Source organism: Spirosoma sp. KCTC 42546 (assembly GCF_006965485.1).
Lineage (GTDB): Bacteria > Bacteroidota > Bacteroidia > Cytophagales > Spirosomataceae > Spirosoma.
On sequence record NZ_CP041360.1, the window covers coordinates 1,740,801 to 1,759,924 of the forward strand.

At 48.3% G+C, this 19,124-nt stretch carries 14 protein-coding genes; 7 read left to right on the forward strand and 7 right to left on the reverse strand.

From position 1 onward, the window contains the following. Positions 1-299: 299 nt before the first annotated feature. Positions 300-1,622, reverse strand: coding sequence for a DEAD/DEAH box helicase (locus tag EXU85_RS07035; RefSeq protein WP_142771398.1), 1,323 nt, complete (start codon positions 1,620-1,622; stop codon positions 300-302). A 208-nt stretch (positions 1,623-1,830) separates the two neighbouring features. Here EXU85_RS07035 and EXU85_RS07040 point away from each other — a divergent pair, with 208 nt between their 5' ends. The 7 genes from EXU85_RS07040 (at position 1,831) to EXU85_RS07070 (ending at position 8,969) form a co-directional block, all read left to right on the forward strand. Next, a complete protein-coding gene (locus tag EXU85_RS07040) occupies positions 1,831-3,159 on the forward strand; it encodes a DEAD/DEAH box helicase (RefSeq protein WP_142771399.1) in 1,329 nt (442 codons plus the stop codon). Then, complete coding sequence (locus tag EXU85_RS07045; RefSeq protein ID WP_142771400.1) at positions 3,125-4,303, forward strand: DEAD/DEAH box helicase; 1,179 nt, start codon at positions 3,125-3,127, stop codon at positions 4,301-4,303. The genes EXU85_RS07040 and EXU85_RS07045 overlap by 35 nt, the downstream gene beginning before the upstream one ends. Before the next feature lie 236 nt (positions 4,304-4,539). Further along, complete coding sequence (locus EXU85_RS07050) at positions 4,540-6,336, forward strand: PDZ domain-containing protein (protein WP_142771401.1); 1,797 nt, start codon at positions 4,540-4,542, stop codon at positions 6,334-6,336. Between the two features lie 57 nt (positions 6,337-6,393). Continuing rightward, positions 6,394-7,008: a DUF3137 domain-containing protein gene (locus EXU85_RS07055; protein WP_142771402.1), complete on the forward strand. Its 615-nt coding sequence runs from the start codon at positions 6,394-6,396 to the stop codon at positions 7,006-7,008. A gap of 237 nt (positions 7,009-7,245) precedes the next feature. Further along, positions 7,246-7,959 carry a glycine zipper domain-containing protein gene (locus EXU85_RS07060; RefSeq protein WP_142771403.1) on the forward strand — a complete coding sequence of 238 codons (714 nt, stop codon included), beginning with the start codon at positions 7,246-7,248 and terminating at the stop codon, positions 7,957-7,959. Between the two features lie 81 nt (positions 7,960-8,040). Next, positions 8,041-8,496 (forward strand): DUF4440 domain-containing protein, encoded by a 456-nt coding sequence (locus tag EXU85_RS07065; protein ID WP_142771404.1) that lies wholly within the window; start codon positions 8,041-8,043, stop codon positions 8,494-8,496. A gap of 71 nt (positions 8,497-8,567) precedes the next feature. Next, entirely contained in the window at positions 8,568-8,969 is a 402-nt protein-coding gene (locus tag EXU85_RS07070) for a hypothetical protein (protein ID WP_142771405.1), read from the forward strand. A 113-nt stretch (positions 8,970-9,082) separates the two neighbouring features. Here EXU85_RS07070 and EXU85_RS07075 read toward each other — a convergent pair whose 3' ends face one another. The 6 genes from EXU85_RS07075 to EXU85_RS07100 form a co-directional block, all read right to left on the reverse strand. Next, entirely contained in the window at positions 9,083-12,448 is a 3,366-nt protein-coding gene (locus EXU85_RS07075) for a DEAD/DEAH box helicase (RefSeq protein WP_142771406.1), read from the reverse strand. Positions 12,449-12,584: 136 nt separating this feature from the next. Then, entirely contained in the window at positions 12,585-13,820 is a 1,236-nt protein-coding gene (locus EXU85_RS07080; protein ID WP_142771407.1) for a multidrug effflux MFS transporter, read from the reverse strand. An 82-nt stretch (positions 13,821-13,902) separates the two neighbouring features. Next, positions 13,903-15,771, reverse strand: coding sequence for a M1 family metallopeptidase (locus tag EXU85_RS07085; protein ID WP_142771408.1), 1,869 nt, complete (start codon positions 15,769-15,771; stop codon positions 13,903-13,905). Between the two features lie 24 nt (positions 15,772-15,795). Further along, positions 15,796-17,136 (reverse strand): M20/M25/M40 family metallo-hydrolase, encoded by a 1,341-nt coding sequence (locus tag EXU85_RS07090; protein ID WP_142771409.1) that lies wholly within the window; start codon positions 17,134-17,136, stop codon positions 15,796-15,798. A 411-nt stretch (positions 17,137-17,547) separates the two neighbouring features. Then, positions 17,548-18,186 carry a ferritin-like domain-containing protein gene (locus tag EXU85_RS07095; protein WP_142771410.1) on the reverse strand — a complete coding sequence of 213 codons (639 nt, stop codon included), beginning with the start codon at positions 18,184-18,186 and terminating at the stop codon, positions 17,548-17,550. Positions 18,187-18,383: 197 nt separating this feature from the next. Next, positions 18,384-19,118, reverse strand: coding sequence for a hypothetical protein (locus EXU85_RS07100; protein WP_142771411.1), 735 nt, complete (start codon positions 19,116-19,118; stop codon positions 18,384-18,386). Positions 19,119-19,124: the final 6 nt, after the last annotated feature.

The window sequence follows — 19,124 nt, forward strand, 5'->3', positions numbered from 1 at the left end:
TCAGGATTCACTGACGGAAGCGAATGCTGGCTATATAAAAAGTCACGGGTAAGTGCCCGCGCCAGAGTAATCTTAACACGCCAGATTGCCTCTGCATCTTTGCAACAAATGCATGTATCAAACCGTATAGTAATTATTTGAATAGTACTACAGAAAAGTGCCAACAGATACATAAAACGGCTCTTTTTGCAACGCTGGCGTACCAGTGTATTCTATCTAAGGGCCTCTGGCCCGTGGCCCGTATCCAGTACATAAATAAGGCCAGATTAATTAGCGAAATCAATCTGGCCGGAGAATAGTCAACGCGCTACTTCAATTTTGTACTTCTTCCCTTTCATTTTTTCGTCTTTTATCCGATTCAAAAATGCATCGACTTTGGCTTTTTTTACAGCGGCAAACGAAATGAAATCTTTCACTTCGATCAACCCTAAATCCCCTTTCTCAAGTTGCCCTTTCTGGGAGAAAAAACCAACGATATCGACTTTGTTCAGTTTATTCTTCTTGCCACCACTGATGTAAATCGTCACAAATTCAGGCGGTTTGGGGAGCGACGTGTTGGTTGGGAGCGCTAACGTTTCGAGCGATTTATCCAGATAGGGGGGGCGTGGTTCATCGCGGTGCAGAATCACATAAGCCGTTCCCGATGTTTGCATGCGCGCCGTCCGGCCGTTGCGATGGACAAACTCGTGGGCATGTGGCGGCAAATGGTAATGAATCACGTGTTTCATTTCGGGAATATCCAGCCCGCGAGCCGCCAGATCGGTGGTGACCAGGAAGGTGACGCTGCCGTTTCGGAACAGAATTAACGCCCGTTCGCGATCGTCCTGCTCCATCCCGCCGTGGTAGAAGGTCGAATAAATGCCCATTTCGTTCAGCAAGGCGCTGGTTCGTTCGGCGGCATCCCGATGGTTGCAGAAAATCAACGCCGATTCCGAATTCAGCGAACACAGTAATTGAAACAGCGTCTCGATTTTATCTTTGGCTTCTGAATAGACCAGTTTAATGGTTAGGTTAGTCGCTACGTCTTCATCGGGCGTAAACGTCAGGGTTGTAGGGGTATTAAGCTTAACAAAGTCAGGAATGTTGATGCCCGACGTGGCTGAGACAAGTACCCGTTTTCGGAGGTTGCGTAAGCCACTGATGATATAAGCCATTTCTTCCTGGAACCCCAGCTCCAATGACTTGTCGAACTCGTCCAGAACCAGCGTATGAATGCCGTCCATAGAAAAGGTTTTCCGGCCAATATGATCCGTAATTCGTCCGGGCGTGCCAATCAATAGGGCAGGGGGATTGCTCAGATTTTTGATTTCGGTTTCCATCGGATGGCCCCCATAGCACACATTGACTTTGTAGCCCGTTGCCATTTTCTTCCAAACCTGCTCAATCTGCATTGCCAGTTCGCGGGTGGGGGCCAGAATCAGGCATTGCACCTCGTTTCGGTTTGGTTTGAGCAATTGGAGAACGGGTAACAGGAAGGCAATCGTTTTGCCAGAACCCGTCGGCGCTATCAAAAACGTATCGTTATCCTGTAAAATGGCTTTCTGGGCAGCTTCCTGCATCGGTTTTAATGCCGAAATGCCGAGACTTTCCAGAACTTGTGCTTGTTGTTGCGGACTTATCATGCCCTAAAAGTACAGCAAAATGGCCGGGTTGCATCCGTTTCGTTTTTGGACAGGATTGCTTGAAATACCCCCAACCCCCTGAAGGGGGCTTTTCTCCCCAGTGAACTTAGCCCCCTTCAGGGGGTTGGGGGTGTGGGTATCTGCACGTTTTCCTGACTGAGTTCGGGGAATAGCCGTACCTTCGTAGATTGGTAGACGATGTAAGGCTATGACGTTTGAGGAACTGAATCTGAATAAACCGCTTATAAATGCCCTGAATGACCTGGGCTATACGACCCCAACGACCATTCAGCAGAATGTGTTTTCGATTGTGATGTCGGGGCGGGACGTGTGCGGACTGGCGCAAACGGGTACGGGAAAAACGCTGGCGTATCTGCTGCCCTGCCTTCGTCAGCTTCAATTTTCGAAAGAGAAACTGCCCCAACTCCTGATCATTGTTCCAACCCGCGAACTGGTCGTTCAGGTGCTGGAAACGGTGAACCAGGTGACGGCCTACATGAACCTGACCGCGGTAGGTGTGTATGGGGGTGTCAACCTGAAACCGCAGGCGGCTGAAGTGCAGAAAGGCATGGACATCCTGGTGGCTACACCTGGCCGGCTGGTCGATTTATTGTCGAACGGTATTCTGAAGACCAAGGCGATTAAAAAACTGGTCATCGATGAGGTCGACGAAATGCTGGACCTTGGGTTCCGCACGCAGCTGAAAATCATTCTGGACCTGCTGCCCCCGAAACGGCAAAACCTGCTGTTTTCGGCTACGCTGACGACTGAGGTTGAGAAGTTAATCGAAACGTTTTTCAACAATCCAGTTCGGGTTGAGGCTGCTCCGGTGGGTACGCCCCTGGAAAATATTGCGCAGATGGCGTATGCCGTTCCTAACTTTTACACGAAGGTTAACCTGATGAAACTGTTACTGAATCAGGATGCGGACATGACCAAAGTGCTGGTCTTTGTGGCCACCAAGCATTTGGCGGATCAGGTATATGACGAACTCGAAACCAAATTCCCGGACCAGCTCGGCATCATTCACTCGAACAAAGCCCAGAGCCAGCGATTTGAGGCCGTTGATCAATTTAAAGCGGGCACTCACCGAATCCTGATTGCTACAGATATCATTGCTCGTGGATTGGACGTAGCCGAGGTGTCGCACGTGATTAATTTTGACATGCCCGACGTGCCGGAAAACTACATTCACCGGATTGGCCGAACGGGCCGTGCCGATCAGAAGGGCATCGCCATTACGTTTATTACGCCTAAAGATGCGGAAAAACAGGAGGCTATCGAATCGTTGATGAACTACCAGATTCCGCTGTTGCCGTTGCCACAGGATCTCGTTATTTCAGACGAACTAACCGAAGACGAGGAACCGAAAATATACATGAAAACCGTGGAGGTAAAAGTACCCAAGCGCGAAGACGTTGGTCCGGCTTTTCATGAGAAGTTAGCTAAAAACAAAAAAGTAAACGTACGGCGCGATCACGCAGCCGAAAAAATGTTAAAATATGGCAGACCCATTAAGCGGAGCGGAAAAAAATAACGTGACGTTCGCATCTCTCGGTTTATCCGAACCCTTGGTGAAAGCCGTAACAGAGCAGCACTATACGCAGCCTTACCCCATTCAGCGGGATGCTATTCCGTCCATTCTTCGCGGCAAAGACATTCTGGGTATCGCTAAAACCGGCTCTGGGAAAACCGCCAGCTTTGTACTGCCAATTCTGGAATTGTTCCATCGGACAAAAGATGCCAGCAGCCAGTTCGCTACGGTGCTGGTATTGGTGCCGACGCGGGAATTGGCTGGTCAGGTTGCCGACGTATTTCAGGAGTTGGGTAAACATCTTTTTCCGAAGGTGAAAACCGTGGCTGTGTATGGGGGCGTCGCCATTAATCCACAGATGCGAGCCGTTTATGGTGCCGATATTATTGTGGCTACACCAGGCCGATTGCTGGATCTGATTAGTCAGAATGCGCTACGATTGTCGGATGTTGAAATTCTGGTGCTCGACGAAGCGGATAAAATGCTTGAACTCGGCTTTGCCGACGAAATGAGCAAACTATTTGCCCGACTACCCAAAAAACGCCAGACGATTCTGTTCTCGGCCACCCTGGGCGATGCCATCCAGGACATTAACGCGACGCTGTTGCGCACACCAATTAAAATTGAGGTTGCCGAAGAAGAAACCAACCTTGACCTGATTGAACAACTGGCCTATAAAGTTGACGCTGAGCGAAAAGGTCCTTTTCTGCGCTACCTGATTAAAACTGAAAAGATGAAGCAGGTGCTGGTGTTTGTCTCCTCAACCCGAACGGCTGATAATCTGGTTGTTAAACTGACGAAGAACGGCATTCAGGCAGCGGCAATTCATGGCCAGAAAGGCCAGAATATTCGATCTGAAGTGCTTCAGAAATTCAAGGCGGGGCAGCTTACGGTAATGGTCGCCACTGATTTACTATCCCGAGGGATTGATATTCAGTTGCTTCCCTATGTGATCAACTTCGATCTGCCCCGTTCGCCCAAAGACTACGTTCACCGGATTGGCCGAACGGGCCGCGCCGAATCGCAAGGGAAAGCCATTTCACTAATCACCCCCGACGATGAACACCATTTTAAAATCATTCAGAAAAAGATGGGCAAGCGGGTTGAGCAGATCGATACGGCTGAGGTGGATTTGCAGGGGTATTGAGATCGTTGATTATAGCCATTACCAAAAAATAGAACGCTGATTTTTATGATGGGTATGATTATTTATGATTTTTGTAAACAAAATGCAATGGTCATGAATACTAACTATAAACACTCAGACCTTACCCAGTTAATTTTGAAGGCATTTTTCAACGTGTATAATACACATGAACACAAAAATCATATTTGATCTCAAAAATCATAAAAATCAGCGTTCTATAATTAGTGCCAAAATTCATGAAGACATTCCGCTTGCTTTTGCTGGTTTCAACCACGCTTTTTTTTCAGTTCTCCACTGCCAAACCAACCGTTCCGTTGGTGTATGAAGTGAACCTCAACGACCGGGCCGACGATGAGTTTAAGGTGACCCTACATGTGAGTGGATTGACCTCAGATAACGCTGTTTACCAGTTTGCTTCGACTGCGCCCGGTACGTATCAGATTATGGACATCGGCCGCTACGTTCGGTCGTTTAAAGCGTTTGATAGCAAAGGGAAAGAGGTAAAAACCCAGCAGGTTTCTACCAACCAGTGGAAATTTGATCAGCCCGAAAAAGTACGGACGGTTCAATACAGCATTGCCGAAACCTGGGACACGCCGATCAACGAACACAAGCCCTACAATATGTGTGGTACATCTATCGAAAATGATCACGTATTGATCAACGGGCAGGGCGTGTTCGGATTTCCAACCGGTATGCAGACCGCACCTATCGAACTGAAACTTAATTACCCCGCCAACTGGACGGTTGGAACTGCTTTAGAAAAAAATGAGAAGGGTTATTTCACCGCGTCAACCTATGACCGGATCGTGGATTCACCCATTCTACTGGGTCGCCTGACCAAAGCCACAACCACGGTTGCCGGTGCCCAGATCGACGTGTATACCTACTCGAAAAGTGATAAGATCAAATCGGACCAACTGCTGAATAACATGCAGTCGATGCTGACGGCGGCTGGTCAGTTTTTGAAGCAATTGCCGGTGAAGCGCTATACGTTTCTGTACCATTTCGAAGATCAGGATTGGGGTGCCTGGGAGCATTCGTATAGCTCCGAGTACGTGATCAAAGAAGACGAATTCACGAAGAAGCTGGCGGATAACATGACGTCAATTGCAGCCCATGAATTCTTTCATGTGGTCACCCCGTTGAATATCCACAGCGAGATTATTGAACAGTTCAACTTTGTTACGCCTACACCTTCGGAACACCTGTGGCTCTATGAGGGCGTAACGGAATGGGCCAGCGACGCCATGCAGTTGCGTGGTCAGATTATGGACCTTCCAACCTATTTTGGTGAACTGAGCCAGAAAATTGCCTACGACAAAAGTGTGGATACAACCTACAGTCTGAGCAAACTGGGGCTTACCTGCTATACCGACGAAGGTCAGCGTCAGTATGGCAACATCTACTCCCGTGGTGCCTTAGTCGCTGGCTTACTGGATATTCGGTTACTGGAACTCTCGAAGGGAACACGGGGTCTCCGCGAAGTGATCAATGAATTGGCTGCTACCTACGGACCGAACAAAGCGTTTCCTGAGAAAGAGTTCTTCGACATCTTCACCCAAAAGACCTACCCGGAAATTGCGGATTTCTTTAATCGGTACATAAAAGCAGCCGAACCATTGCCCTTCAGCGAGTACTACGGGAAGTTGGGCATTACCTACACGCCCGCCATGGCTACTGGAGAGAAAACGGCCACGCTAGGCATGAAGCCCGCATTTACCGGCACTAAGTTTGTGCTAACCAGATTGGCCGACCCCTTACTGAAAGCTGGTTTGCAGGAAAACGACGAGTGGACGGCATTCAATGGCCAACCACTCAGCATGGACAACATTGGGAAAATTCAGGCTGATCTGAAGAAACTGAAGCCTGGCGATACCTACGAAGTAACGGTGCGCCGGAATGGGCAGGACATCACGGTAAAAAACGCCATGCTTGAAAAAGAAGGAGTAAAGCAATACGTTTTTGAGCTTAATCCACAAGCGACACCTGAGCAGGTGCAGTTGCGGGAGGTCTGGATGCGAAACCTCTAGCATAGTTATCCATTTTGCCACGCTTATACCCTAAAACCCTTTAACGTTCACTTCCTCATGAGCATACTGAAAAAATGGTTTGGCCCTTCTAAGGATGAAATCTGGAAGCAATTGGCCGGAGAAATGAGCGCTGATTTTGTGGATGGTGGCTTATGGAAAGGGAGTAAGGTACAGGCGAGTGTGCATGAGTGGACAGTAACCCTTGATACTTATACCGTATCGACAGGCAAAGCGTATATCACCTATACCCGAATTCGTGCCCCTTATGTGAACAAAGACGGGTTTCGATTCAAAATCTATCGGAAAGGATTTTTTAGCGATTTAGGTAAGCGGCTGGGTATGCAGGATGTTGAAGTGGGCTTCCTGGAATTTGATGATCAGTTTATTATTCAGGGTAATGACGAGTCCAAACTGCAACTCTTGTTTAAGAATCTAAAAATCCGGGAATTAATTGAGGCTCAGTCTGATATTAGTCTGGAAGTGAAAGATGACGACGGGTGGCTGGGGGCCAAATTTCCGGAAGGCGTAGATCAATTGTCGTTCCAGGTGGTCGGTATAATCAAAGACGTTGAGCGATTAAAGTTGCTCTATACACTCTTCGCCGAAATCCTCAATCAACTTTGCCGTATCGGATCGGCCTATGAAGATGATCCCCACATAGCGCTCAAATAGGCGTCTTATCATTCTCTGTTTCAGTAAAATCGCCGTGTTAACTGGTCATTTCCGGCTAGCACGGCGATGGTATTTATAGCCTATACTAAGCGGGTGATTGTACGTCTGATGATAGGTGCACTACATACGTTTACATTAAACCATTTGTTTTCGTGACGGTCTTAGTGCTAAACAATGACGAAGTAGAACACGTTAATTGTCATTGGTAAGTCTACTTATCACTAAACTATAGATGTCATGAAAAAGACTCATCAGGTTGTTACGCTGGTTATGCTGACAATCCTTACGCTTGGTCAGGTCGCTGAAGCCCAGGCAATAAAAGGCTGGGGTACTGGAACAAACGGGGCTGTAATTGGTGCCGGAACGGGTGCTGCTATTGGCGCTATTATTAATAAACGAAACCGTGTTGTAGGCGGTGTGGCTGGTGGCGTATTGGGCGGTGCCGCCGGATATGCAATCGGGAAAAAGTCCAAACGGCGCTGGAGTCCGCAGGCAACGGGTACCGCCGTAGGCGCTGGTGCTGGTGCGGCTGCTGGAGCGATCATCAATAAACGCAACCGCGTTGTGGGTGGCGTAGTTGGTGGGGTTGTTGGTGGTGCTGCCGGGTATGCCATTGGTAAGCATAAAGACAACAAGAACAAAGCCGAAGCGGCTCGGGTTGCCGCTGCAGAACGGGCAGCTGCCGAGCGTGCCGCTGCTGATCGTGCTGCCGCTAATCAGGCCGCCCAAGCGAGAGCTGTTGCGCAGAAGACCGCTCCTGCCAATGAACCTGTTGCTAAGCCCGGTATGGCTGCAGCCGTTGCAGGAGCGCAGAATCAGCCGGTTAGTCTGATTGATACTACGCAACCCGTGGTATCCTATGTATTGAAGGCTGGTTACCTGCCGAATGATACCTATGGTGATCCGCTGTCGCCCTATCCAACATCCGAATACCGCCGAAAAAGCTGGTAAATTTTAATGCCGTGAGTTTGGAATGCGGTTGCAACCACATTCCAAACTTATTTATATCATTCACTTCTAAAACGTTATGTCATGAACACATCCATCCGCATTTTACTAGCGGCCACCCTTTTTGCGTCTTGTTCGCAATCGACCGATACGGTCAATATTCAGGATCTTAACCGGCAGTTTATCAATGCCTGGAATGATAAAGATTCCACCAAAATAATCTCTCTTCTGGCCGACGATGCCCATTTTCTGCAAGGGAATACGCACTTCAAGGGTAAGGCAGAAGTAGCAGATAAATGGGTAACCGAGACGCTGCCAACGCTGACCGATCTGAAAACCAACGTAGTAAGTTCAGAAAGTGATAACCATATTGCCTACGAAGCGGGTACGTTTTCAGTCGACGTGCTGCCGCTAAATCCCAAAGATCCGCATGCGTTTGGCGAAGGAAACTATATTCTGCTCTGGAAAAAAGGAGCCGATAACACCTGGAAACTGAGTTATGCCCAGTTGGAAGACCTACCCGTTATGGTGAAAAATTAGTAGTCGGCCGATTGTGCGTAAATTTGCAGGAGAATCAACAATGGCGCGCGTAAGCACCTTATCCCATACGCATGACAACGAATGAAATTTATGATGTGCTGACGGATGCCATCAGCAGCATTATTCCCGATGAATGGGCGATTGTTCGTCTGAATGTTCAGTTTCTGTCGGACGGTCTGGAAGTGGAATTTGATGGTTTCTACCTGACACCGACGGGTGACGAGGAGCCTTTATCCACCGATTTCCCGGATGAGATGATCGAGGCTGTTCAGGAACTCTACCTGATTCGAAAAAATGAAGGGCTTCCCCCCGCCAATCGGCTGCAAATCGACTTAACGCCCCAGGGGAAGTTTACTACGGACTTTAGCTGGGATCAGGAAATTCAGGACGAAGAAGAACACTTTAACAAGGGTGGTACAGCCCGCGAGTGGATGGCCATCCGCGAAGCTAAATACGGCCCGATTGAAGATTAAGTTAAAAAGGTTTAAACACAGAGGGCATTGAGAAAAGAACGGAGTACACAGAGCGATAATTGGTTTCCTCCGTGTACTCCGTTCTTTCTCAATGCCCTCTGTGTTTAAACCTTTTAGCTCAGCAAATTCAGTAAATCACTTTTCGAGAGCGACTTCACAATGGATGCGTCGGTTTTGACCAGGGTATCGGCCAGCTCCTGCTTTGATTCCTGAAGTAGCAGGATTTTTTCTTCAATCGTGTTGGGGCAAATCAACCGAACAGCGATCACGTTTTTAGTTTGACCAATGCGATGACTCCGGTCGATGGCCTGATTCTCGACCGCCGGATTCCACCACGGATCAACCAGATACACGTAGTCGGCCTGGGTTAGATTGAGACCCGTTCCTCCGGCTTTCAGACTGATTAAAAACACCCTAATGCTGTCGTCCGTTTGAAAACGATCGACAATGGCACCCCGGTTGCTGGTTTGACCGGTCAGGTATTCGAAACCAATTTGTCGGGACTCTAATTCCTTTCGGATCAGGTCGAGCATGGCTACGAACTGCGAAAAAACCAGGATTTTATGATTCGGCGATTTGCTCTCGATCTGCTCCATCAGCATCTCTATTTTTGCTGATGAGTCGCCATAAAATTCATCATCGTTAAGCAAAACCGGCGAGTTGCAGATCTGCCGCAGTTTCGTTAGTCCCTGCAACACATGCAAGCGTTCTCGGGGAATGTCACCTTCTTTGGTTGTCAGGAGAAAATTGCGAAACTCCCGTTCGTAGGCATCGTAGACACGTCGTTGCTCAAGCCCCATTTCGCAATGGAGAATCATCTCCGTTTTGTCGGGAAGCTCAGTCGCCACCTGCGCCTTGGTCCGGCGTAAAATAAACGGACTGATTTTCTTCTGAAGCTCGCGGGCACGTGTCTGATCGGCAAACTTGTCGATGGGGGTTGAGTAATGTGCTTTAAAGTGGTTGTAGCTTCCCAGCAGACCCGGACAGGCAAACGAAAGCTGACCGTACAGATCAAACGTATGGTTTTCTATAGGGGTACCTGTCAATACAAGCTTATTACGGGATTGTAATAGTCGAACGGCCTGATACCGTTGGGATTCTGGGTTTTTAATGGCCTGCGATTCATCGAGGACAATGTAGTTGAAGAGATATTCTTTTAAAAAGCGAATGTCGGAGAGTAGGGTGCCGTAGGAGGTGAGGATGATATCGTACTGGTCGAACTCCTTTTTCGTAAGGCCCCGATTCGCCCCGTAAAACGTGTGCAGGCTGAGGGTTGGAGCAAATTTCGCTGCTTCGGCCTGCCAGTTGAACAGCAGCGAGGTGGGTACCACAATCAGATTGGTACTGACTCGTTTTTTTTGCTTTTGCAACAGAATGAACGCGATGATCTGGAGCGTTTTGCCAAGCCCCATATCATCGGCCAGACATCCACCAAATCCAAGTTCATCCAGAAAGTTCAGCCAGTTTAATCCCTCTTTCTGATAATCCCGGAGCGTAGCCCGTAACTCAGCAGGCACCGCCACGGGACGGACAGAATCAAAGCTGGCGAAGTTTTTTGTGTACAGAGCCAACTGGTCTTTCACGTCATTCAGTAACTCCTCCTCAGCGTACAGTTCCTGAATACTGGCGAAGCTGATTTTCGGCGTTCGGATTCGATCATCGACAATATCGCCTGCCTGGAAGTAGGCGGTAAAGCGGTCGAGCCACTCGGTTGGCAATAGGCCCTGCGTACCGTCATCGAGGGTAACAAACCGACTCTTGTTCTTGATCGCTCTATGCAGATGTTTTAGGGATACCTGTTGCTTCCCATACGACAAGCCCAATGAAGTTTCGAACCAATTTTGCCCACTGCTGACAATAACCGAGACCTTCGCTTTATGTTGATTGAGCCGGTTATTTCTGAGGGTATTGAACCCCAGAATCCGAATAGACTGACTGCTCCAGTTCTCAAATGCATCCAAAAACCAACCATCTTCCAATACGTGCTTTTTGTGTAAAAAGAACTCATTTTGATTGAGTTGGTCCTGAAAATCAGGGTGCTGCGTCATCACTGCCATGACAAACTGAATCTCAGCCTCTTCATCGCGCGCAACCATAAAAGGTTTCCCTTTTCGATCGACCGAATGAATTTGCCGCTGCGACAGTACGGGTACCTCTACAGACCCATATTTCATGACGGGCGTCAGCACTACGTAATTCTCCGTATCCGACAAATAAATGATCCGTTCCCGTTCCAGATCAAACCCTTTCTCGGTCAGTTGCGCGGGTGTGGCGGGTTTCAGGTACGCGTATCGGATGGGAACCCGGTCTTCAAGTTTGGCTAAAATCTCCTGTTGAAATGCATTGTATTTCGATTGGTGCAAGACAATCCCATTGTTTTGCTTCGCAAAAAACTGAATAACCCGCAGATAATCAGCACCCTCAATCAGGTAGAGCGTATCGTAGAGCAGGATAAAGTAGTCGTATTTTAGCGTCAGTTGGTGTAACCCATAGGTGGCTCCATTGAGGGTAATGGCTCCCCACACTTCATAAAAATTGTCGACCTGTTGAACCGTCAGCCGGAGGTTTGTTGTCTGACTAGCCAGTTTTATTGGCACCAGCGAACCTGAGGAGATATTCTCGGAAACGCTACCTGAATGGTAAAAAACGGGCAGCTTTAATGGATTAACTGCCACTAAACGCAAGGCTTCCAGATCGGCCTGTTCATTCTTAGTGCGGTGGTGATTCTGGAATTTGGCAACCGCCGAGTAAAACTTTACCGCATCCAGGTTATCAACTTTGCCTAGTAAATCGAGTGGCTGTAGGGCTGTGAACGGGCTCTTTAGTTTCCCGTTTCCTGCGGTTGCGGCCTCAAAGAGCTCCAGGCAAAAGTGGTCGTAAAAGCGGTGTTTGGTAAAAACAAGAATCCGTTTCAGCGTTGGCGCGGGTTCATTGGGTACGGAGAGCTTATGCGCTGATTTTGGTACTAACTGTGCCGTCAGGTAGTCTTTATCTGCCTGAGTGAGTGAAATAAGCTCTTTTCGTTTGGGTTTGATGTTCACAAACTTATTCTCATGGGAAAGCTCGAAGAGATCGTCTAACGAAGGTTCGTTTTCCAGCCCATAGTCTTGGGCCACTTGCCTAATGGCTTGATAACGAAGCGCCTGGTCGAAGAAAATGCGGAGTTCCCTGCGCCTGATCAGGCTCGCTAAAACCTGCACCTGATGCTCGCATAACCTGACTTTGGGAAGGTCACAGGTGCAGGAAACCAGCAACGATTGTTCCGTTTGCTTGACTATAACTGTAGGAAAATACGCGAGTCGGGATGCGCTTGTAAATACGCCCTGATTAATGGCAATGTCCTGCGGCTGGATTTCAGTATATCCGTCAGAAAACGAATTAAAGCCAGCACTGTGTTTCGATAACAGACTGTCGGTCAGGGTAGGAATGAGGATTCCTTCCAGACAATAGTCGTGATCAGAAGCAACATGGTCTGGCATTGTAGAATTTAGCGATTTGATTTTAGTTATTAACTCGGTTTGACCCCATCGGGGGCAAACGGGACTTACTCCTGCGTCTTCACAGACACGGGGAAACCCAAAGTTGACACAATCTGACTAGTTTTTGATCACCCACTCAAAGCACAGCCTCGGCCATGGGTTCGTCGATATTATCGTCCTTGCTCCGGTGCTGAATGACTCGCTGTCCGACCCAAAGAACAGCCAGGCCAAAGAGTACGCAGGCTGTCATAACACCGACCATCGGAACGGCCGTGTTGTTGTGCAAGACACTCACAGCCGCCGAAACGCAGGCACCAAACCCCATCCGAAAACTGCCCATTAGAGCCGCAGCACTGCCAGCATGACGGGAAAATGGAGCCAGTGAAAGCGCTGATGCATTTGGGCCGGTTATTCCCTGACCACACAAGAATAAAAATAACATGGCAATCAGGCTATATTGGCCATACAACCCCGCCCAGGTACCCGAAACCAACAGCAGGCCAATTATCGATTGGTAGAGGAGGGTTGCTAAAATGATTTGTTCGCTGCTGTACCGTCTCAGGAAAAAGCGATTTAACTGAGTGGGGGCAATGACGGCGATGGCCAGAAAGGCAAATATCCATCCATACTCCTGCTCATTGACTTTGTAAATGTTCATGAATACATCGGAGGAACCGGCCAGATACGCGAAGGGGGCCGACGTAGCCATACCGCCTACCAGCGCATAGGTTAAAAATTGAGGCTGCTTCAATACGGTAAAGAAGCTACCCAATACGGCGTTTGGGCGTAATGACAAGGAGTCATCAGGTTGTTTGCCGTCGGGTAACGCAAAATAGATTCCAACAATAATCAGGGCGGTTATAATGGCCAGAATAAGGAAAATAGAATGCCAGCCGAAGGCAATTGTTGCATAGCCACCAACTGTTGGGGCAATCATGGGTGAGACCGCAACTACCAGCGTGAGCAGCGAAAAAACCTGAGCAATGTCAGAGACAGGGAATAAGTCGCGTACTAAAGCCTGAGCGGATACCAGGCCCACGCAGCCACCTAACGCTTGCAGGAGCCGCATGGCAATCAGCGTTTCTATCGAGGTACTGAACGCGCAGCCTATCGAAGCCAGCAGATAGACCACCAAACCGGCATAGAGCGGAAGTTTACGACCATATCGATCCAGTAACGGGCCATAAAGCAGCTGCCCAACCGAAATGCCCACCAGATAAGCGGTCAGGGATAACTGAACCTGCGAAATTGAGGTATGCAGGTCTCTGGCAATAGCCGGAAAGCCCGGCAAATACATGTCGATGGAAAACGGACTAATTGTAGAGAGTGTCCCTAAAATCAGAATAATAATAAAATGCTGTCGACGAGTCATAAACTCAGTAAAGTGGTACCACTATAGAGACATTCGATTGTAGTCGATTGTTCCCGACATGCATTCGTTTGGGCCCGCTCCGTTACTTCGCTTTCCAGCTATTGTTACGTTCGTCGGCATCCATAAAAATACCTCCCGCCAGGGTGAGCGACTGAACCTTCTTTTTAACCGGTATTTTCACCACGGCTACTTTTTGATTCGCCTGCCAGATTACCGGAGTTTGGTGAACTGTTTCGGTCGTGCCATCTGTAAAGTTGAGGACCACATCTACGGGGGCAGCATACCCACCGATATTCTGGATCGTGATCGTGCACTGGGTAGGGGAGGCCTCTACCTTCTGGATAGCTAAGTCGATGTAGTTGTTGCTGAAAAACCAGTTGTTCCAGAACCAGTTCAGGTCTTTGCCCGAAGCGCTGTTGAAACTGTAGAACATATCCCAGGGATTGGGGTGTTTGCCATGCCAGCGGTTGATAAACTCATGCAGGCTCTTTTTGAAACCAGTCTCACCCAGTAGTTCTTTTAGGGCCAGATACCCCAGCGCGGCTTTCCCGTATTCATTATTTCCCATAGCCGCCCCACTTAATATGTTGGCGGGCGTTACGATCGGTAAATCCTGTTCCGCCGATGGGTCATTAATCCACCCGTTCACCCGAAACTGCTGGAAGTTTTTGGTGGCCTGAGCCGTTCCTAAATCGGCCTGACTAATCAGGTATTCAAAGGCCGTTGTCCAGCCTTCGTCCATAAATCCGTAGCGGGTTTCATTGATGCCCATGTAAAATGGAAACCAGGTATGGGCAATTTCATGCTCGGCCACAAAACGCGAAAAATTCAAATCGGTGGTGGTACCATCGTTTACCATCATGGGGTATTCCATATCCGCAAAGCCCTGAACGATGGTTGTTTTGGCGTAGGGATACGGAATGCCAGGCAGGTTGTTTGAAAACCAGTCGAGGGAGTGACGACCGAAACCAACCATCTGATGGAAATCGTTGGCGTTATCCAGAAAAGCCGCCTGAACGCTCGCCCGCCGATTTGTCTTTTTATCCACTACAACGCTCGATGCATCCCAAACGTAGTGGTTACTGATGCAGACCGCCATATCCGACACGTTACTTGCTTTCCATGTCCAGCTATTGACAGGCTGTTGGGTTGTTACCTGTTTCGCCCTTAAATCGGCGAGGGTGGCAACGTGAATAAGGGAATCGGTTTGTAAGGATTCGCTCAGGCGTTTGGCGTAGGTTGGCTGCAATACATCGGTAGGATTCTGTAAATCACCAGTCGACCAGACGATGTAATCTTTCGGCACATTGACGGTCAGGGTATAGTCATTGAAATCGTTGTAAAACTCCTGGGCTTCAGTAAATGTGGTTCGGTCCCAGCCATAATAGTCGTCGTACACCGCTACGCGTGGGTAGAAATAGGCAAGGAAAAGTGTGGTGGAATCAAGCATCCCTTCCCGTCCGCTTTCAACCGACAGATCATAATGCCACTCGAACGAAAGTTTCACGGAATCATGGGGCATCAGCGGTTTGTTCAGTACCACCTGTTTAGATGTGGCAACACCGGCGTCCCGCCAGGGTTTGGCAGAGCCATTCTCGGTGTATCGGTCAATGTGGATTCCTGTTGTCAGGTAATCGGGCGAGGCTGGTGCCTGTCGGATGGCCCCTGATTTGTGACTGTTCAGGATTAATTTGAAGACCAGTGTAGCCAGCGTATCGGGGCTGTTGTTGACGTATATAATTTCTTCGGTTCCCTGAATGGTTCGGCTGGGCGGTGTAGCTGTAACGGTGATGGCATAGCGGGCAGAATTCTGCCAGTACTTGCTGCCCGGTTTCCCGTCCATGGAACGAGTGTCTTTCTGGTACGCTTTTTTTACGTTACGCGGCATGTACAAACTCTGGGCCTGCGCCGTTCCGAAGGCTATCAAACAAATGAAAATAAGTAGTCTCATGGTATGATTGTAGTAATCTCTATCTTAACGCTTTGTCGCCTTTGTGCTACTGCCTTTATCCAGACCTGCTTCGGTGAGCAATACGAGTAGAATACGCTGCATGCCCAGGTAGCCTTTGTCATTCAGCCACCACTCGTTCAGGGCGTGTTCGCCCCCGCCAATTCCTCCGCTGCCGATGGTGATGGCCGGAATACCTAACGCAATGGGTGTATTGGCGTTTGTGGAGGCTACGTCCAACTGTGGTTCCGCATTCATAAACTTCGTTACGGCCATGGCGTGTTGGACGATGGGGGCTGTAGCTTCCGTTTTACCCGATGGTCGATCTCCGATCTTTTTGACATCAACGGTCAGGTCGGGCCCCTGGCGTTTGAGGCCATTTTCTTCTTTCAGTGCCCGCTGGATAGCTGCCTGCAATAACTGATCAACTTCATTGAGTTTCTCGGGGCTTTCGGAACGCATATCGATCTCCATCCAGGATTCGTAGGGAATGGCATTGACCGACGTGCCCCCGCCCATTACGCTGACGCTATAGGTCGTTTTAACACCCTGGCGAGTTGCTTTATCGGCCTCTGTTGTGAAGTAATAAATAGCTTTTCCGGCGGCACTGTGGGGGTTGACAATACCAAATGACCCGTAAGAATGCCCTCCCGGTCCTTTAAACGTAACCCGATACCGGTGCGAACCCAGGCCACGGTGCACAATGCTACTGATACCATCGCCATCAACGGCTATATACGAATCAACTTTGGGGCTTCCGGGTCTGAGTAAATGTTTCACTCCCCGAAGATCACCCAGGCCTTCTTCACCAACTGCCCCAACGAACAATACGTCGGCTTCGGTTTCGATGGACGCTTTTTCCATGCCTTTCAGAACGGCCAGGATGGCGGCCAGCCCCCGTGTGTCATCACCAATGCCAGGGGCGTAGAGCGTATCGCCGTGGGGTTTAATTTTTACATCAGTCCCCTCAGGAAAAACCGTATCCAGGTGCGACTCGACAACAACGGTTTTCTTTCCCGATCGCCCTTTCCGTTTGGCAATTACGTTACTGACTTCATCGATCCAGACCGAATCGGCACCAGCCTCTTTGAGCATAGCCGCGTATTTTTTTGCGCGGACGCTTTCTTTGAAGGGAGGGGATGGAATTTCGGTAAGTGTAACGTGATCCTGTTTCGTTTGGGGTTCCAGGTCAATGAAAACCTGAAACGCTTTTTTAACCGCTGGCTGATCTGCCAGTACTTTTACTTCATCTACATACCGTTTCTCAATTCCGGATGGCTGAGGAGTTTTTTGGGGTGTTTGCTGCGCCTGAACATGGAAGGACGTAATGACAAAGGCGACGGCTGTTAGCGAGGAAAGTTGATTCATAGAAAGTGATGAAGCAATGAAACGTGCTTACGGAAGTATGAAATTGTAGTATTCAGTGGTAATAGGCTCTTTTTTGTAGAAAGCGTTATTTATCTATCAAATATATCGCTGTAAGCCGAATAAAGGCATAGTTTGTTCTGCTGACTGGGAGAGTGTCTGAGTAATCAGGTAAAATTATAATATTAAGTTTTGTGTGACCCCGATGGGGTCAAATGTTTATAGTAGGTATGGCTTTTCTATGAACATCTGACCCTGTCGGGGTCACACAAAGCATAGCTCAGGTTAATTCGGCCCAATTGATTACCTAATAAATAAAGGCCTGTTCTCACTCGCCAAAGCCAAGTGGGGGCGGGGAAATAAAAATCCGCCCCGATTAAACCAGGGCGGATTCGTTGAATAGAGAACTTGAGTCTATACGCCTAGCGGGCCGCCTAATGTAACGTTTGAATTGGAGTCAGCTATGGAATGGCGGCTGGCATGATGGCTACCGGGGTGCTGATCTTCTTCTTCCTTAGAGCGTTTATTGACAAACGATTCGGCGAGTGCGGTTAGCTTTCGGTCCGTTTCTTTTTCTTCTGCCAAGGTTATTTCCAGCAACTCTGCCGACTGGGTGAAATCAAGTACATGCGCTAGTGTTAACAACGAGCCGTAAATAGCAATTTCGTAATGCTCAATGGTTTGTGCGCCAATAATCAGTCCGGCATCGCGCGTTAACGAACCTGATTCCGTTGTTGAAATCATACGTTCTACGTCATCAATAAGCCCATTGATACCTTCTGAAACACGCTCTTCGATTCGTACACCAATAATTTTAAATATCTGTTCTAGCCGCTCCACCTGGGTTTGACTTTGTTCCTGATGCTGTAAAAATGCAGTACGTACTTCATCTGTTGTACTGGCTTTGGCTTGTTTACCTAATGCATCTACGATTTGATTCTCCGTATAATACACACTTTTCAATTCGCTGATAAACAGGTCTCTCAATCCTTCATCAGTAGTGGAATCATGCCCACTAAAAAAACTTGCTATTCGATCTGCCAGAGCTGTCATAACGTTTAATCGTTTACTGTAAACTATTCATTTCCACAAATAGATGCCAAATCTGTGCCAACTGCTGAATAAGAGCCTGTTAAGCGTATGTAGAGAGTAGTATGTTTATATTTCTCCACAAGTTTTGTAGAGCATTGTCTCTTTTAACAGGATTGGGGCATCCAGAGGCTAAAGCCTGGTTATTAGAGTGAAATGCCCTAATTCATTTTTGATTTGATCAGCGCCAGAATCTTTTTTCCTAGCTTGAGAGATTGCTGATAATCGCGTAGTAGTTCTTCGCGCGTAGAGCGCCTGATGAGTAACGCATTTTGAAATTCGGCCTCACCCATAATTGCTGCCCAATTGGTTTTAGGCGCGTTATTGGCTTTCTCTGCCAGCGGAAATCGCCGGAGTACGTAGGGGGCTACAACCATATTCGTGGTTTCCAGTTCAGCCGTTTCCACCTGTACAATCGTCTCGTATTGTTTGTAGTAATCGAAGATCGATTTTTTTAGGGGAAAGCTGCTGATAACCTGCATATTGCCCGTACTTTTTAAGTCCGAGAAGGTAGCATCCTCGGCTATAAAACGGGGACGTTTAAAGACGAACCGAACGGTACTCGCCAATTGGTTATAGTCAGAAATAGGTGCTTGTGAATTAACGTCAGAGAGACTTTTTGCTTTCTGGATAACCTGCTGTGTTTCGGAAATAACTTCCTGAAGCTGGCTTAAATCAGTTTCAATGTCGCTGTACAGGCCTTTGAGGTACGTCTGCTCCAGCTCCTTTTTCCTCCGATTATCTTTCCACTCATCAAAGGCAAAGGAAATGGTAATACTGAAAATGATGACGATCACCTCAATCACATACTCTGGCCAACTTTCCCGGAACAGGTTATATACCTTACCAAAGCTAGTGACGGATTTGGTATCCGCGATCGCAGGTTTCTTAGCCATATATGT

Excerpts from the sequence above, each read along its gene's own strand:
- EXU85_RS07035 (WP_142771398.1), bottom strand. The coding sequence starts at position 1,622 with ATGATAAGTCCGCAACAACAAGCACAAGTTCTGGAAAGTCTCGGCATT.
- EXU85_RS07040 (WP_142771399.1), top strand. The coding sequence starts at position 1,831 with ATGACGTTTGAGGAACTGAATCTGAATAAACCGCTTATAAATGCCCTG.
- EXU85_RS07045 (WP_142771400.1), top strand. The coding sequence starts at position 3,125 with ATGGCAGACCCATTAAGCGGAGCGGAAAAAAATAACGTGACGTTCGCA.
- EXU85_RS07050 (WP_142771401.1), top strand. The coding sequence starts at position 4,540 with ATGAAGACATTCCGCTTGCTTTTGCTGGTTTCAACCACGCTTTTTTTT.
- EXU85_RS07055 (WP_142771402.1), top strand. The coding sequence starts at position 6,394 with ATGAGCATACTGAAAAAATGGTTTGGCCCTTCTAAGGATGAAATCTGG.
- EXU85_RS07060 (WP_142771403.1), top strand. The coding sequence starts at position 7,246 with ATGAAAAAGACTCATCAGGTTGTTACGCTGGTTATGCTGACAATCCTT.
- EXU85_RS07065 (WP_142771404.1), top strand. The coding sequence starts at position 8,041 with ATGAACACATCCATCCGCATTTTACTAGCGGCCACCCTTTTTGCGTCT.
- EXU85_RS07070 (WP_142771405.1), top strand. The coding sequence starts at position 8,568 with ATGACAACGAATGAAATTTATGATGTGCTGACGGATGCCATCAGCAGC.
- EXU85_RS07075 (WP_142771406.1), bottom strand. The coding sequence starts at position 12,448 with ATGCCAGACCATGTTGCTTCTGATCACGACTATTGTCTGGAAGGAATC.
- EXU85_RS07080 (WP_142771407.1), bottom strand. The coding sequence starts at position 13,820 with ATGACTCGTCGACAGCATTTTATTATTATTCTGATTTTAGGGACACTC.
- EXU85_RS07085 (WP_142771408.1), bottom strand. The coding sequence starts at position 15,771 with ATGAGACTACTTATTTTCATTTGTTTGATAGCCTTCGGAACGGCGCAG.
- EXU85_RS07090 (WP_142771409.1), bottom strand. The coding sequence starts at position 17,136 with ATGAATCAACTTTCCTCGCTAACAGCCGTCGCCTTTGTCATTACGTCC.
- EXU85_RS07095 (WP_142771410.1), bottom strand. The coding sequence starts at position 18,186 with ATGACAGCTCTGGCAGATCGAATAGCAAGTTTTTTTAGTGGGCATGAT.
- EXU85_RS07100 (WP_142771411.1), bottom strand. The coding sequence starts at position 19,118 with ATGGCTAAGAAACCTGCGATCGCGGATACCAAATCCGTCACTAGCTTT.